Origin of the sequence: Aureimonas sp. Leaf454 (genome assembly GCF_001424685.1) — a bacterium.
Classification (GTDB): Bacteria; Pseudomonadota; Alphaproteobacteria; order Rhizobiales; family Rhizobiaceae; genus Plantimonas.
Genome location: NZ_LMQT01000020.1, coordinates 199,723 through 214,533 on the forward strand (window position 1 = coordinate 199,723; position 14,811 = coordinate 214,533).

General features: G+C 67.4%; 11 protein-coding genes. 2 read left to right on the forward strand and 9 right to left on the reverse strand.

Translation table 11 applies throughout. The annotated features are described in order from the left end of the window. Window positions 1-19: 19 nt before the first annotated feature. A complete protein-coding gene (locus ASG43_RS14430) occupies window positions 20-2,071 on the reverse strand; it encodes an alpha-1,4-glucan--maltose-1-phosphate maltosyltransferase (protein ID WP_082490920.1) in 2,052 nt (683 codons plus the stop codon). Between the two features lie 173 nt (window positions 2,072-2,244). After that, window positions 2,245-3,090, reverse strand: a complete 846-nt coding sequence (locus ASG43_RS14435; RefSeq protein ID WP_056506288.1) for a fumarylacetoacetate hydrolase family protein — start codon at window positions 3,088-3,090, stop codon at window positions 2,245-2,247. 340 nt (window positions 3,091-3,430) lie between these two features. Between ASG43_RS14435 and ASG43_RS14440 the strand changes: the two genes are divergently transcribed. Beyond that, window positions 3,431-4,123 carry a helix-turn-helix transcriptional regulator gene (locus tag ASG43_RS14440; RefSeq protein WP_056506291.1) on the forward strand — a complete coding sequence of 231 codons (693 nt, stop codon included), beginning with the start codon at window positions 3,431-3,433 and terminating at the stop codon, window positions 4,121-4,123. A 166-nt stretch (window positions 4,124-4,289) separates the two neighbouring features. Then, a complete protein-coding gene (locus ASG43_RS14445; protein WP_082490922.1) occupies window positions 4,290-6,023 on the forward strand; it encodes a penicillin-binding protein 2 in 1,734 nt (577 codons plus the stop codon). Between the two features lie 78 nt (window positions 6,024-6,101). Here the strand turns inward: ASG43_RS14445 and guaD are convergent, their stop codons facing one another. The 7 genes from guaD to xdhC form a co-directional block, all read right to left on the reverse strand. Further along, a complete protein-coding gene (guaD, locus tag ASG43_RS14450; protein ID WP_082490950.1) occupies window positions 6,102-7,499 on the reverse strand; it encodes a guanine deaminase in 1,398 nt (465 codons plus the stop codon). Between the two features lie 143 nt (window positions 7,500-7,642). Continuing rightward, window positions 7,643-8,869, reverse strand: a complete 1,227-nt coding sequence (locus ASG43_RS14455) for a urate hydroxylase PuuD (protein WP_056506294.1) — start codon at window positions 8,867-8,869, stop codon at window positions 7,643-7,645. A 257-nt stretch (window positions 8,870-9,126) separates the two neighbouring features. Further along, entirely contained in the window at window positions 9,127-10,158 is a 1,032-nt protein-coding gene (locus tag ASG43_RS14460; RefSeq protein ID WP_244488115.1) for a BMP family ABC transporter substrate-binding protein, read from the reverse strand. Window positions 10,159-10,260: 102 nt separating this feature from the next. Further along, window positions 10,261-11,187 (reverse strand): ABC transporter permease, encoded by a 927-nt coding sequence (locus tag ASG43_RS14465; RefSeq protein WP_056506299.1) that lies wholly within the window; start codon window positions 11,185-11,187, stop codon window positions 10,261-10,263. Beyond that, the gene (locus ASG43_RS14470) at window positions 11,184-12,302 is read right to left on the reverse strand and encodes an ABC transporter permease (protein WP_056506302.1); all 1,119 of its coding nucleotides are present in this window, start codon (window positions 12,300-12,302) and stop codon (window positions 11,184-11,186) included. Before ASG43_RS14470 ends, ASG43_RS14465 begins: the two co-directional genes overlap by 4 nt. After that, entirely contained in the window at window positions 12,292-13,833 is a 1,542-nt protein-coding gene (locus ASG43_RS14475; RefSeq protein ID WP_056506305.1) for an ABC transporter ATP-binding protein, read from the reverse strand. Before ASG43_RS14475 ends, ASG43_RS14470 begins: the two co-directional genes overlap by 11 nt. Beyond that, complete coding sequence (gene xdhC / locus ASG43_RS14480) at window positions 13,823-14,728, reverse strand: xanthine dehydrogenase accessory protein XdhC (protein WP_056506308.1); 906 nt, start codon at window positions 14,726-14,728, stop codon at window positions 13,823-13,825. Before xdhC ends, ASG43_RS14475 begins: the two co-directional genes overlap by 11 nt. Between the last annotated feature and the right edge of the window lie 83 nt (window positions 14,729-14,811).

Here is a 14,811-nt window from a genome sequence, read left to right on the forward strand (position 1 = left end):
AGGCAATCGGCGCCGGTCGTCAGGCGGAGAGCCGAAGCACGATGTAGGGCTGCACGGCGGGATCGAGACCCCAATACTGGATCTTTCCGGTCCAGGAGAACGTCTCGCCGCTGACGAGGTTCTCGACCCGCACCGTTCCGTCGTCGGGCAGGCCGAACTCCCAGAGCGGGACTTCCAGATTGCCGCCCTGCGCGTTGTGCGGGTCGAGCGTGACGATGAAGAGAAGCAGCTCGGACCGGTCCGGCGACCACTTTCCGTAATAGAGGACGTTGTCGTTCCAGAAGTTGTAGAAGACGAGGTTCCGGAACGACTTCATTCCCGGTTCGGAGCGCCGCAGCCGGTTGAAGAAGGCGAGATCGTCGCGGATGTTGCCGGGCGCCTTCCAGTCGAAGACGCGGATCTCGTACTTCTCGGAATTGAGGTATTCTTCCTTGCCCTGGACGGGAATGTACTCGCAGAGCTCGAAGCCGGAATAGACGCCGTAATTGCCGGCGAGCGTCGCCGCCAGCGCCGCCCGGATGCGGAACCCGGGACGCCCGCTCGTCTGGAGGTAGCGGGGGTTGATGTCCGGCGTGTTCACGAAGAAGTTCGGCCGCATGTAGTCGGCGCATTCGGTCTGCGTCAACTCGGTCATGTACTCCGTCAGTTCCCGCTTCGTGTTGCGCCACGTGAAGTAGGAATAGGACTGGTTGTAGCCGACCTTGGCCAGACGCTTCATGGGCTTTGGCCGCGTGAAGGCCTCGGCGAGGAACACCGCGCCCGGCTCGACCTGCCGCACCTCGTCGATCAGCCATTCCCAGAAGGGGAACGGCTTGGTGTGCGGGTTGTCGACGCGGAAGATCCGCACGCCCTTCTCCACCCAGAAGAGGACGATGCGCAGCCACTCGAACCACATGGCCGGCAGCGCGTCGCGGTAGAAGTGGACGTTGACGATGTCCTCGTACTTCTTGGGCGGGTTTTCGGCGAACTTGATCGTGCCGTCCGGACGCCAGTCGAACCATTCGGGATGCTGGCGGATCCAGGGATGGTCGGGGGAGCACTGGATCGCGAAATCGATCGCGATCTCGAGACCATGGTCCCGAGCGGCCGAGATCAGCCGGGCGAAATCCTTGAAATCGCCGAGTTCGGGATGCAGCGCGTCGTGACCGCCATCGGACGAGCCGATCGCGTAGGGGCTGCCCGGATCGTCCGGGCCGGGCGTCAGCGTGTTGTTCTTGCCCTTGCGGTTGGTCTTGCCGATGGGATGGATCGGCGGGAAGTAGAGGACGTCGAAGCCCATCTCCTGGATGTCCGGCAGGCGGGCGATGACGTCGTCGAACGTGCCATGCCGCTCGACCGAGCCCGATTGCGAGCGCGGCATCAGCTCGTACCAGGCGGAGAAGCCGGCGGCCTCCCGGTCGACCCAGACGGGGACCTCGACAGAATAGCGCGTCAGATGCGTGCGAACGTCCGTCGCCGCGATGATCGCCTTTGTGTCCTCCGTCTGGAGAAGCTCGTATTGGGCAGTCTTGTCGCCCTTGTCCGCCAGCTTGTCGAGCTTGGCGAGAAGCTGCGCCAGCGCCTTCTGGTCGCTCTTCGAGCCGCGACCGGACTGCGTCGACAGCCGGAGCAGCGAGCGCGCTTCGGACAGTTCGAGCGCGATGTCCTGACCGGCGTCGCGCTTCTTGCGCGACTCGTCCCGCCATGTCGCCATGAGGTCGCGCCAGGCCAGGATGGTGAAGCGGTGATGCCCCGGCTTCTCGAAGGAAAAGCTCGCCCGCCAACGATCGTTGACGACATAGTCCATCAGGATCTCGGTCTCGGACGATCCATCCGCCGGGCCGTAGAGGACGGCGGCCGCGATCACCTCGTGTCCGTCGGTGAAGACGTCGGCCTCCACGGTCAGAGCCTCGCCCTCCATGCGCTTGACCGCGAAGCGCCCCCCGTCGATCTCGGGCGCGACGCCCTCGATGACGAGCCGCGAGGCCGCGAGATGGCGCAGTTTCGCCTCGCTGGCGGCTCGCGCATCGGCGAGACCGCGAGAGGTGTCGGATCGCTTTGCCCTGCGGGGAGCTTCGATGGCGTCGGCCATGAACGGACCTCTTGGGATCGGACTTCAACAAAAACGGAGGCGACCAGAGGGTGCCTCGCGACGATGGGTTGGCCGGACGGCACCCGCTGTCGAAACAGCCGAACCTCCGGCAGGTTGCGCATCGCAGCGCAAAAAGGCGATCGCTTTGGGAGAAAAAACCGGAAGCGCCGGGGTTATGGCGTGGCGCGGACGGTCTGGCGCTGCTCGCCGAGCCCGGCGCCGCCGAGCTGGACGATGTCGCCCTCCTTCAGGAAGCGCGGTGGTTTCATACCCATTCCGACGCCCGGCGGGGTTCCCGTCGTGATGACGTCGCCGGGCATCAGGCGCATGAAGCCGGAAATGTAGGAAACGAGCTTCGTAACCCCGAAGATCATGGTCGCCGTCGAACCCGACTGCATCTCGTCGGAACCGACCTTCAGCCAGAGGTCCACGGCCTGGACGTCGGAAATCTCGTCCGGCGTCACGAGCCACGGGCCGAGCGGACCGAAGGTCGGCGCGCTCTTGCCCTTGACCCACTGCCCCCCGCGCTCGGTCTGCCAAGCCCGTTCGGACACGTCGTTGCAGAGGCAGAAGCCCGCGACATGATCCATCGCCTCGGCCTGCGAAACGTTGAAGGCCGTCTCGCCGATGACGATCGCGAGCTCGACCTCCCAGTCGAGCTTGGTGGAGCCCGGTGGAATGAGAATATCGTCGCGCGGGCCGACGATCGAGGACACCGCCTTCGAGAACAGGATGGGTTCGTCGGGAATCGCCGCACCCGTCTCGGCGGCGTGATCGGCATAGTTCAGACCGACCGCGACGAAGTTTCGCGTTCCGCCGACCGGTGGCCCGAGGCGCGCGCCGGGATCGGCCTTCGGCAGGCTCCGCGGTTCGATCGCCGCGATCCGCGCGAGCCCGGCCCTGGAGAGATGCGCGCCGGCGATGTCGTCGATCTCGCCGGACAGATCCCGCAGCACGTTGTCCGCATCGATCAAGCCGGGCTTTTCCTGACCCGCGACACCGAATCTGACCAGTCGCATGCGTCTCTCCTCACCGATGCCTCATGCATCGGTCGGGGAGATAGCTCGCACCGCCGGTTTGTCGCCCCAGAGGGCGTAAACAAGCGGGATGGCTCTGGTTCGAAAGGAGGAAGGTCAGCCCGCTTTAGAATCGAGACAGCTATGCACAAGCCGTCGTGGCTATTTGTTTTGCGAAGGCCCCTACGGATGTAAACCCTTCATCTCCCGGAGCCGGGTGGGAAGCCGGGTATCGGTGATGACGATGACAATGAGATTTGCCTTGACCCAAGCCGTCGCAGATCAGAGAGCGATCCACAGCGTTCCGGCGCCCTGTGTCGCGACGGCCCCGACGGTGATACCGATGGCTGGCCAGACGACGGACCAGCCGTCGATCCAGCCGTCGATCGATCCCGATGAGTTTCGGCGCCTTCCCGAAGTGCTGACGCTCTATCACGCCAAGCGGGCGCTCCGGCGCATCGCGGAGGCGAACGCCTTTGCAGCCTTCGCCCTCCTTTCGGTCAAGCCGAACGGCGCCGCGCTCGCCTTCGAGATGGTGACGTCGACCTGGCCGAGCGATCCCTGCGAGGCGCTTCGGGAGCCGGCACCGATGCTCTGCGAATTGCGGCATCGCCTGGCCGACGACATCGTGCCCTTCCATCTCACGCCGGCCGAATCCGCCGCGATCGGCACGCCGGGCACGACGGCCCTCTGCCTTCCCGTGTTCAGCGACCGCAGCCGCGGCGCGCTCGTCTTCGCTCTCGACGGAGCGGCGTCGTCGGGCACCTATGCCGATCTTCACCTCTACGCGCTCTACCTCTTCGCGCGCCTGTCACAGCTCGACAAACCCCGCGGGCCCGTCGTGACGCTGGCGCCGCGCGAACTCGATTGCCTGCGCTGGAGCGCGGCCGGGAAGACCTCCGGCGAGATCGCGGCGATCCTCGGCGTGTCGGAGAACACGGTGAACTCCTATCTCGCCGCCGCCGCCCAGAAGATGAACGCGGTCAATCGCGTCCAGACCGTCGCTCAGGCGATCCGGCTCGGCCTCCTCACCTGACCGCGGTGGCGCGAACCGGACAGACCCCTCGGGTGAGCGCAGGATGAAAATCCTTTCGTCATATTTACGAAGCCTTAAGGACGCGGAGCCGAAAACTCATGGGACGGCCTGACGAGACTCCGACGCTTTCGGAGCCTCCGCCGGTCGACATGTTTTCGGAGGCTTCATGCCGCATCTGACGTCGCTCCGCGCTCTCGCCGCCCGGTTTCGCCGAAACGGCGCTGCGTCCAAGTGCGCGCCGCTTCAGGCCGGCGGCTTCGTCCGGCAGCGTCAACGCGGGCAAAGGTCCCGTTTCCTCCTCGCCACCGGCCTGTTCTGCGGGATCTACGCCGTCATCGGCGGACGGCTCATCCTGTTCGGGGCGACGAACACGAGTTCGTCCGACTATATCGCGGCCATGTCGCACCAGCCGGTCACGCGGCCCGACATCGTCGATCGCAACGGCAAGATCCTCGCCATCGACATCAAGACGGCCTCGCTCTTCGCCGAGCCCAAGCGCATCGTCGATGTCGACGAGGCGACGGAGCGGCTTGCGAGCGTGCTGCCGAACCTCGACACCGAGGCGCTCTACCGCAAGCTCTCCTCCAAGTCGGGCTTCGCCTGGCTCGAACGCAAGCTGACCCCGCGCCAGCAGCAGGAGATCTTCGCGCTCGGCATTCCCGGCATCGGCTTCCGCACCGAAAAGCGCCGCTTCTATCCCGGCGGCTCGACCGCGGCCCACATTCTCGGCCTCACCAACATCGACAATGCCGGCATCGCGGGCATGGAGAAGTACATCGACGACAGCGGCTTCTCCGCCCTCCTGGCGAGCGGCCTTGCCGGCGGCGAGCGTCTGGAGCCGGTCAAGCTTTCGATCGATCTCTCCGTCCAGCACATCCTGAACGACGAGATCGTCAACGCGATGAAGAAGTACCGCGCCGTGGCGGCCGGCGCGATCGTGCTCGACGTCGAGACCGGGGAGATCGTCGCCATGGCCTCCGCCCCGACTTTCGATCCGAACGAGCCCGGCGACGCTCTGAAGAAGGAAAATCTGAACCGCATCTCGGCGGGCGTCTTCGAGATGGGCTCGACCTTCAAGATCTTCACCACGGGCATGGCTCTGGATTCGGGGAAGTTCAACTTCAACAGCCGCGTCGACACGACCCCGTTCCGTGTCTCCGGCCATACGATCAAGGAATTCCACAACAAGGGCTCGTCGCTGACGGTCCCCGATATCTTCAAGTATTCCTCCAATGTCGGCTCGGCCCGCGAGGCGGACGCGGTCGGCGTCGAGGGCCACCGGGAGTTCCTGACGCGGCTCGGCCTCCTGTCGCGCGTCAAGACCGAGCTGCCCGAAGTGGCGACGCCGACGCAGCCCAAGGTCTGGAAGAAGATCAACTCGATGACGATCTCCTTCGGCCACGGCGTTTCGACGACGCCGCTGAACACCGCCGTCGCCGCGGCATCCTTGATCAACGGCGGCTGGTACATCCCGCCGACCTTCCTGCCCCGCACGAAGGAAGAGGCGGACGCGGTGAAGACGCGCGTCGTCAGCGAGGCGACGTCGGCCGACATGCGCCAGATCTTCCGCATCAACGGCGAGGAGGGTTCGGGCCGGCAGGCGAACGTTCCCGGCTTCCACGTCGGCGGCAAGACCGGCACGGCCGAGAAGGTCGAGAACGGCCGCTACAATCACAACAAGCGCTTCAACGCCTTCGTCGGCGCCTTCCCGATCGAGAAGCCGCGCTACGTCGTGCTCTCGATCGTCGACGAGCCGCAGGTCGAGCCGGGCAAGCCGAACGCGCAGGCCGGCTGGAACGCGGCCCCGATGGTCGGCAACATCGTGCGCCGCTCGGCCGCCCTGCTCGGCGTGAAGCCCGATTTCGGCCCGATCGGGAAGTCCCTGATGGTCAAGTTCTGACGCCGAGGACGTCGCGGACCGCGCGATCGGGCGCTGGACGGCGCTCCCGTCGCTCGCGGTTCGTCGACATTCCCCCGCCTACTGCGCCGTGTCCTTCAACGGGTCGAAGCCCGGCTGCGCAAGACTGGGCGCGTCCGGCCGTTCAGGAAGCGCCGGGCCGTCGAAGTTCTGCCGATCGTGGCGCTTCACCCCGGCGGCATAGGTGGCGACGACGGAGCGGTCGTCGCCCATCGTCAGAAGCACGAACAGCTCTTCGGCCAGCGTCTCGCACCGCCCCATCCGCCGTCGCATGGCGGGCGTCGCCTGTGCGTCGAGCACGACGACATCCGCCTCGAAGCCCGGCGCCAGCCGGCCGATCCGCTCACCGAGGCCCATCGCCCCGGCATTGCCGGCCGTCATCATGTGGAAGGCGTCGAAGGCGGGCAGCGTCTGCCCCTGCAGGGCGAGCACCTTGTAGGCCTCCGCGCCCGTGCGCAGCATGGAATAGCTGGTGCCGCCCCCGATATCGGTCGCAAGGCCGATCCGCGCGCCCGATGCAGCCACCCCCCGCCGATCGAAGAGGCCGGAGCCGAGGAAGAGGTTCGAGGTCGGGCAGAAGATCGCGGAGGCGCCCCGCTCGCCGAGCACCGCCCGCTCGCGTTCGGTGAGATGGATGCAGTGGCCGAACAGCGCCTTCTCCCGCACGAGGCCGTGGCGCTCGTAGACGTCGAGATAGTCGCGCGACCAGGGAAAGAGCTCCGCCACGAAGGCGATTTCGGCGTGATTCTCCGACAGGTGCGTCTGGATGTGGAGGCTTGGATGCTGCCTGGCCAGGGCCCCGGTCGCCTCCAGCTGCTCCGGCGAGGAGGTCGGGGCGAAGCGCGGCGTGATGGCGTATTCGAGCCGCCCCTGCCCATGCCAGCGTTCGATCAGCGCGATGGACTGGTCGTAGCCCGATTGCGCGGTGTCGAGAAGGGCCGGCGGCGCGTTGCGGTCCATCATCACCTTGCCCGCGACCATGCGCAGATCCCGGCGTGCGGCCTCCGCGAAGAAGGCGTCGACCGAGACGGGATGGCTCGTGCAATAGACGGCGGCCGTCGTCGTACCCGAGCGCAGGAGTTCGTCGACGAGGAAGACCGCGGCCTCCCCGGCGATCTCGGGATCGCCGTAGCGGCTCTCTTCGGGAAACGTATAGCGCGCCAGCCATTCCATCAGCTCCGCGCCGTAGGAGCCGATCACCTGGGTCTGCGGCATGTGGAGATGCGGGTCGACGAAGCCCGGCATGACGAGATGCGGGCGATGATCCACGACGCGCGTGCCGTCGGGAAGGTGGGCGAGCAGATCGAAGGCCTCTCCCATCGCGGTGACGACGCCGCCCGCCATGACGAGAAGCCCGTCCTCGACGAAGCGCGGCTGGTCTCCTTCGGCGACGGGCTCGAAGGAGACCAGCCGCCCGCGGATCGCGGTGACGGCGGCAGGGACGGGCAGCGTGGTCATGGCATCGGCTCCGACGAGATCGGTCTGACGATGGACGGAACTCACCCCATCGCCGACGAGAACCCCCGCAACGAGGCCGGAGGTCGTCCTTCGTCACGGCACGGCGGCAAGGCGCGGCGGATCGAAGAACGGAGGTGTTTCGTCTAGCCGATCCCCAGCCATTGCGCGAGCACCTCGCGCTCCGCCGGCTCGAGCCCGGTCACGTTGCCGGGCGGCATGGCATGGCTGCGCACGGCCTGGGTCGCGATCTGGCTCGCATGGAAGATCATATCGTCGGCGGTCTCCAGATAGACCGCCTTCGGGGCATGGCCGATGCCCGGCCAGAGCGGCTCGCGCCCATGGCACATCGAGCAGCGCGACTGAAGGATGCCCTGCACCTCCTCGAATTGCGGCGAGGCCGCGAGTGCCACCTCCGGGTCCTTGCGCCATTCCCGCGCCGCGCCCTCGACGGGCGCCTCCGCCCGCCAGCCGGGCGAGCCCGAGAGCGTGATGACGGCGGCGAACAGCACGCCCGCCACGACCCAGCACCACCAGAGCTTCCGGTGCGTCTTGTGGAACGTGTTGAAGTAATGCCGGATCACCGCGCCCATCAGGAGCACCAGTCCGGCGATCGCCCAGTTCCACTCCGTGGCGAAGGCGAGCGGATAGTGGTTGGAGAGCATCAGGAAGACGACGGGCAGCGTCAGATAATTGTTGTGAAGCGAGCGCTGCTTGGCCTCCGCGCCGAGCCGCGCCTCGGGCGTGCGCCCGGCTTTCAGGTCGGCGACCACGATCCGCTGGTTCGGCATGATGATCATCAGAACGTTCGCCGTCATGATCGTCGCGATCATCGCGCCGGTGTGGAGCATCGCGCCGCGCCCGGAAAAGAGCTGCGAGAAGATGTAGCTGGCGAGGACGACATAGACGAAGAGCGCGGCGAGGAGCGCCGTATCGTTCGATTTCAGCGGCGACTTGCAGAGGAAATCGTAGACGATCCAGCCGAGGGCGAGCCCGGCGATCCCGATCGCCGTCGCGCTCCAGGGCGCGAGATCCGCGCGTTCGGGATCGATCAGGTAGAGCTCCGCGCCGAGATAATAGACGAGGAACAGGAGCGCGAACCCGGACAGCCAGGTCGCATAGCTCTCCCATTTGAACCAGGTCAGCTCCTCCGGCATGTGCGCCGGCGCGACCATGTACTTCTGCACATGGTAGAAGCCGCCGCCATGCACCTGCCACGCCTCGCCGCCGACGCCCGGCACCGGCTCGCGCTGCTTCCGGAGGCCGAGATCGAGCGCGATGAAGTAGAAGGACGAGCCGATCCAGGCGATGGCGGTCACGACATGCAGCCAGCGCACGGCGAACTGCAGCCATTCGGTGAGATAGGTGCCCATGGCTGGTGCCTTGCCGGTGGAGGCCGCGCGAGAGTGCGGCGGTTGGTTTCGTCTACGCGCCGATCAAGCGCATGCGGCCGGTTCGAAGAGCCGAGGTCTCTCGTCCCCCTGCCCTGCCCGGCATCTCCTCTCAAGGGGGAAGATCGGCAGTTCGACCGGCAGAGATAAGCCTGATCTCCCCCTCGAGGGGGAGATGTCCGGCAGGACAGAGGGGGCGCCTCGCAGCGCCCGCCAAATCTGGTCAGATGGCTGCGCTCTTACGACGCCACGCCCTCCACGTACCAGTCCATCTTCAGGAGGTCCGCGTCCGGCACTTCGGCTCCCGCCGCGATCTTCTCGGCGCCGGACTGATCCTTGATCGGGCCGGTGAAGATCTTGTAGGTGCCGGCCTTCGTCTCGTCGACGATCTTCTGGGCGGCGGCCTTCACGTCCTCGGGCATCTTGGCGTTGAAGGGCGCCATGGCGACCTCGCCTTCCTTCATGCCGGCCCAGACGTCGCCGGCCTTCCAGGTACCGGCGAGGATCTTCTCGATCTGCTCGACATAGTACGGGCCCCAGTTGTCGACGATCGCCGTCATGTGAGCGTTCGGCGCGAAGCTCGTCATGTCCCAGGCCTGGCCGAAGGCAATGACGCCGCGCTTCTCGGCCTCCTGCAGGGGACCCGGCGAATCCGTGTGCTGGGTGATCGCGTCGGCGCCCTGGTCGATGAGGGCGGAGGCGGCCTGCGCCTCCTTGGCCGGGTCGTACCAGGAGTTCACCCAGACGACCTGCGTCGTGAAGGCCGGGTTCACCTTGCGGGCGGCGAGCGTGAAGGCGTTGATGCCCATGACGACTTCGGGGATCGGGAAGGAGGCGACATAGCCGCCCTTGCCGGTCTTCGACATCATGGCCGCGATCGTGCCGAGAACCGCGCGGCCCTCGTAGAAGCGCGAATTGTAGATGCCGAGATTGGGCGCGGTCATGTAGCCGGTCGCGTGCTCGAACTTCACGTCCGGGAACTGCTTGGCGACCTTCACGGTCGGCTGCATGAAACCGAAGGACGTGGTGAAGACGATGTCGTTGCCGGCCTGGGCGAGCTGGCGGATGACGCGCTCGGCGTCCGGGCCTTCCGCGACGTTCTCGACGAAGCTCGTCTCGACCTTGTCGCCGAGCTTCTCGACGAGATACTTTCGCCCCTGATCATGGGCGAAGGTCCAGCCGAAATCGCCGACGGGTCCGACATAGACGAAGGCCGCCTTGACCTTCTCCTTGGGTGCCTGCGCGAAGACGCGCGTGACGACGCCCGGCATGGCCGAGACGGCGGCAAGCGTGGCGCCGGTGGCGAGCAGGCGGCGGCGTGACAGGTCGATCATGGAACTCTCCTCGTGGAACGGTGGAAGCGGATCGGGATCTCAGGTGCTCGCCCGGAATGGCTGACCGAGGCAGGCGGGCGCCGCCGTCGCTCGACCCTTGCGCCCGATCGAGATCAGGGCGAGGACGAGGATGGTGGCGAGATAGGGAAGGCTCGACAGGAATTCGGGCGCCAGCATCGAGAAGCCGGCGGCTTTCGCCTGCAGCTCCAGCGTCAGCACCGCGCCGAAGAGATAAGCGCCGAGCGCGAGGCGCCCCGGCCGCCAGGAGGCGAAGACGACGAGCGCGATGGCGATCCAGCCGCGCCCGGCCGTCAGTCGCTCCGCCCACATCGGCGTCAGCACCAGCGAATAATAGGAACCCGCGAGCCCTGCCATCGCGCCGCCGAACAGGACGGCGAGATAGCGCACCCTCAGCACGGGATAGCCGATCGAATGCGCGGCGGAATCGGACTCCCCGATCGCCCTCAGCACGAGCCCCGCCCGCGTGTGCTTCAGGAACCACCAGACCGCGGCGGTGAGGATGAGCGCCAGATAGACCAGCGGCGAATGGCCGAAGACGAGCCGCAGCATGGGATCTTCCGCGAGCGCGGGCGGAAAGAGAAGCCCGAGCGTGCCCGTCGTGATGCCGACGAAGGGCGCGCCCGCCAGCGCCGAGACGCCGGTGCCGAAGATGGTGAGCGCGAGACCCGTCGCGACCTGGTTCGCCGTCAGGGTCAGCGTCAGATAGGCGAAGATCAGCGAGGCCGCCGCCGCCGTTCCCATGGCCGCGATGGCGCCGAGCGCCGGCACGCCCGTCGTCACCGAGACGGCGAACCCCGTGACGGCGCCGATCAGCATCATGCCCTCGACGCCGAGATTGAGGACGCCGGCCTTCTCGACGACAAGCTCGCCGAGCGCGGCGATGAGGATGGGGGTCGCCGCGGCCGCGACCGTCATCAGGATCGAGACGAGAAGCGCGGTGGTCATGCGGTGGCGCCTTCGCGAACGGGGGCCGGAGCGGGCGCGGGAGCCGCAGCCGCCGGCTCGCGGTCGGAGACGATGCGGTAGCGCACCATGATGTCGGCGGCGAGCAGGAAGAAGAGCATCATCGCCTGGAACACGCCGGCTGCCGCCGCGGGCAGGCCGATCGTCGTCTGCGCGCTTTCGCCGCCCACATAGGTCAGCGCCAGGACCAGCGCCGCCAGAAGGATGCCGACGGGGTGAAGCCGTCCGAGAAAGGCGACGATGATGGCGGTGTAGCCGTAGCCCGTGGGAAAGGCCGGCACCATCTGACCGAAGGGGCCCGCGACCTCCAGAACGCCCGCAAGGCCCGCGCAGGCCCCGCCGAGCGCGAGCGCCAGCCAGACCGTCCGCTTCTCGCGGAAGCCGCCGTAGCGCGCGGCGTCCGGCGCGAGGCCGACGACGCGGAGCTGGAATCCGGTCACCGTGCGCGCGACGAAGAACCAGACGGCGAGCCCGAGCGCGGCGGCGATCGGAACGCCGATGTGGATCAGCGTCCCGGACACGGCGATCGGCAGCGTCTGCCATTCGGAGAAGAGCACGGTCTGCGGGAAGTTGAAGCCCATCGGGTCCTTCCAGGGCCCGCGCATCAGGTAATAGAGAAGCTGGATGGCGACGTAGTTCAGCATGAGGCTGGACAGGATCTCGTTGACGCCGAGCCTCGTCTTCAGGATCGCGGGGATCGCGGACCACGCGATGCCGCCGACGATGCCGCAAAGGATCATCGTCGGCAGGATCCAGGATCCCGTCATGTCGTGCGTGGCGAGCGCAAGTCCCGTGCCGGCGAGCCCGCCGAGCACGTACTGGCCTTCGGCCCCGATGTTCCAGACATTGGCGCGGAAGCCGATGGACAGACCGATCGCGATCGTGGCGAGCGGCGCGGCCTTCACCAGGAGGTCCTGCCAGCGGTAGGCCGAGAGCAGCGGCGCGACGAAGATCTGCCAGATCGCGCCGAGCCCGTCATAGCCGAGGAGCGTGAAGACGATCGCGCCCGCCACCACGGTCGCCAGCACCGCGATCACGGGCGAGGCCAGCATCATCGTGCGGCTCGGTGCGAGACGCTTCTGCAGCTTAAGCCCCATGCGACGCCGCCTCCGGAACGCTGACGGAAGGCGCGGGATCCGCGCCGTGCACGCCGCCCATGAGAAGGCCGATCTCCTCGATCGAGACGCCCTTCACGTCCATGACGCGCGACAGCCGGCCCTCGTTGATGACGGCGATCCGGTCCGAGAGCTCGAGGAGTTCGTCGAGATCCTGGCTGATGACGACGATCGCCGCGCCCTTGGCGACGAGGTCGATCATCGCCTGCCGGATGAAGCCGGCGGCGCCCGCATCGACGCCCCAGGTCGGCTGGGACACGACGAGGACCGTCGGGTCCTGCCCGATTTCGCGGCCCATGATGAACTTCTGGAGATTGCCGCCGGACAGGCTCGAGGCGAGCGCTTTCGGCCCGGTCGTTCTCACGCCGAAGGCGGCGATGACGCCGCTGGCATAGGCCGTCGCCGCGCCGGGCTTCAGGAAGCCGCCGGCGCTGAGGCCGCGCCGCGTTCGCGCGGAAAGGATGGCGTTTTCCATCAGCGACATGCCCGGTACGGCGGCGTGGCCGTTGCGCTCCTCCGGCACGCTGGCGAGCCCGCGCTTTCGGCGCTGCGTGACGCCGAGCGCGCTGATCGAGGCGCCGTCGATGGCGATCCTTCCCGTCGACGGCGTCTCGCCGGCGAGGGCCGCGACGAGCTCGTTCTGACCGTTGCCGGCGACCCCGGCGATGCCGAGGATCTCGCCGCCGCGCACGGTGAACGAAATGTCCTTCAAGGCCGTGCCGAACGGCTCCGCGCCGGGTGCGGACAGGCCGGAAACGCTGAAGCGCTCGCCCCCGTAGACGCAGGCCTCCTTCGAGGACAGGTCCTTCAAGGCGCCGCCGATCATCATCTCGGCCATGGAGCGCGTCGTCTCCGCGCGGGGATCGCAGGTCGCCACGACCTTGCCGAAGCGCAGGATCGTCGCGCTCTCGCAGAGCGCTTTGATCTCGCCGAGCTTGTGCGAGATGTAGAGGATCGAGCAGCCGCCCGCCGCCAGTTTCCGCAACGTTTCGAAAAGCTTCTCGACCTCCTGCGGCGTCAGGACCGAGGTCGGCTCGTCCATGATGAGAAGCTTCGGATGGGTCAGCAGCGCGCGCACGATCTCGATGCGCTGGCGCTCGCCGACCGACAGCGTGTGGACGTCGCGATGGGGATCGAGCGCGAGATCGTATTGGGCGAGCACGGCGCGGATGCGCGCCTCCAGCTCGCGCCGCGGCGGCGGATGATCCATGCCGAGCGCGATGTTCTCCAGCACCGTCATCGCCTCGAACAGCGAGAAGTGCTGGAAGACCATGCCGATGCCGAGCCGGCGCGCCTCGCGCGGGCTGTCGATCACCACCGGCTTTCCGTCCCAGAGAAGGGTGCCTTCGTCGGCGCGCTGCACGCCGTAGATGATTTTCACGAGGGTCGACTTGCCCGCGCCGTTCTCGCCGAGCAGCGCATGGATCTTGCCCGCCCCGACAGCGAAGGAAACGTCGGAATTGGCGACGACGCCCGGAAAGCGCTTCGTGATATGGGCGAGTTCAAGTCGCATGGGGCGTCGCTGATGCTGAAATGGTCGGACCCTCCGTCTGCCCACTATTGCATCGCCGCATTCGCTTCGCCAAGGGCGGCGCGACGTTTTCCTCGCGTTTGGAGAAGAGGATTTCGGCGAGCTCCGCAACGGTCAGGGCGGCGATGATGTCCGGGCGCTTGTCGCGGAGGAACGAGCCGCCGATTGGCAGGATCAACCTGTCGATCAGGCTTTCGCGGCCCCCCTCCCGAAGCCGGTTCCGGAAGGTCGCGCGCTTGGTGGCCGAGCCGATCATGCCGACATAGGCCGCGTCCCCCCTCGCCAGCGCTGCTTCCGCGACGAGGAAGTCCAGCGCGTGGTCATGCGTCACGACGACGAAGGCGCTGCCCGGCCGCGCCGCACGAACCGCGTCCTCGGGTATGGCGAGCGCCTGGGCGAGGACGCCCTCCGGGAGGCCCGCCAGCCGCTCCGGCCGCGTGTCGACGACCGTCGTCTGCAGCGGAAGCAGCGCCAGCGCCTTCGCCAGCGCGTGTCCCGTATGCCCGGCGCCGAAGACGAGGACCGCCGGCAAGGCCTTCAGCCGCTCCGCCTCGCGCGCCTCCTCGTGCGCCAGAAGCGCGGCGTCGACCCGCGCGAGCGCCAGGACGACGCGGCCGCCGCAGCATTGGCCGATCGAAGGCCCGAGCGGCACGTCGAGCCGGGCGCTCTCGCGCCCGTCCCCGATCATCGCCCGCGCCTCGTCCATCGCCATCAGTTCCAGACGCCCGCCGCCGACCGTCCCCACGGCATCCCTGGAGGTCACCAGCATCGCCGCATCGGTCTCGCGCGGCGTCGAGCCCAAGGCTTGCGCGACGCGAACGAGGATGGCGGGCGTGTCGGCGGCGACGGCGGAACGGAGGGCGGGAAGGATGGTCATGGAACCGACCGTGCGAAACGGCGTCCGTGGATGCCCGTCCGCGCATCGCGCAGATTCCGAGGCGAGATCTGGAGGGGCGAGCG

Coding starts and splice junctions, on each gene's coding strand:
- ASG43_RS14430 (WP_082490920.1), bottom strand. CDS start 2,071: ATGGCCGACGCCATCGAAGCTCCCCGCAGGGCAAAGCGATCCGACACC.
- ASG43_RS14435 (WP_056506288.1), bottom strand. CDS start 3,090: ATGCGACTGGTCAGATTCGGTGTCGCGGGTCAGGAAAAGCCCGGCTTG.
- ASG43_RS14440 (WP_056506291.1), top strand. CDS start 3,431: ATGGCTGGCCAGACGACGGACCAGCCGTCGATCCAGCCGTCGATCGAT.
- ASG43_RS14445 (WP_082490922.1), top strand. CDS start 4,290: ATGCCGCATCTGACGTCGCTCCGCGCTCTCGCCGCCCGGTTTCGCCGA.
- guaD (WP_082490950.1), bottom strand. CDS start 7,499: ATGACCACGCTGCCCGTCCCTGCCGCCGTCACCGCGATCCGCGGGCGG.
- ASG43_RS14455 (WP_056506294.1), bottom strand. CDS start 8,869: ATGGGCACCTATCTCACCGAATGGCTGCAGTTCGCCGTGCGCTGGCTG.
- ASG43_RS14460 (WP_244488115.1), bottom strand. CDS start 10,158: ATGCCGGGCGTCGTCACGCGCGTCTTCGCGCAGGCACCCAAGGAGAAG.
- ASG43_RS14465 (WP_056506299.1), bottom strand. CDS start 11,187: ATGACCACCGCGCTTCTCGTCTCGATCCTGATGACGGTCGCGGCCGCG.
- ASG43_RS14470 (WP_056506302.1), bottom strand. CDS start 12,302: ATGGGGCTTAAGCTGCAGAAGCGTCTCGCACCGAGCCGCACGATGATG.
- ASG43_RS14475 (WP_056506305.1), bottom strand. CDS start 13,833: ATGCGACTTGAACTCGCCCATATCACGAAGCGCTTTCCGGGCGTCGTC.
- xdhC (WP_056506308.1), bottom strand. CDS start 14,728: ATGACCATCCTTCCCGCCCTCCGTTCCGCCGTCGCCGCCGACACGCCC.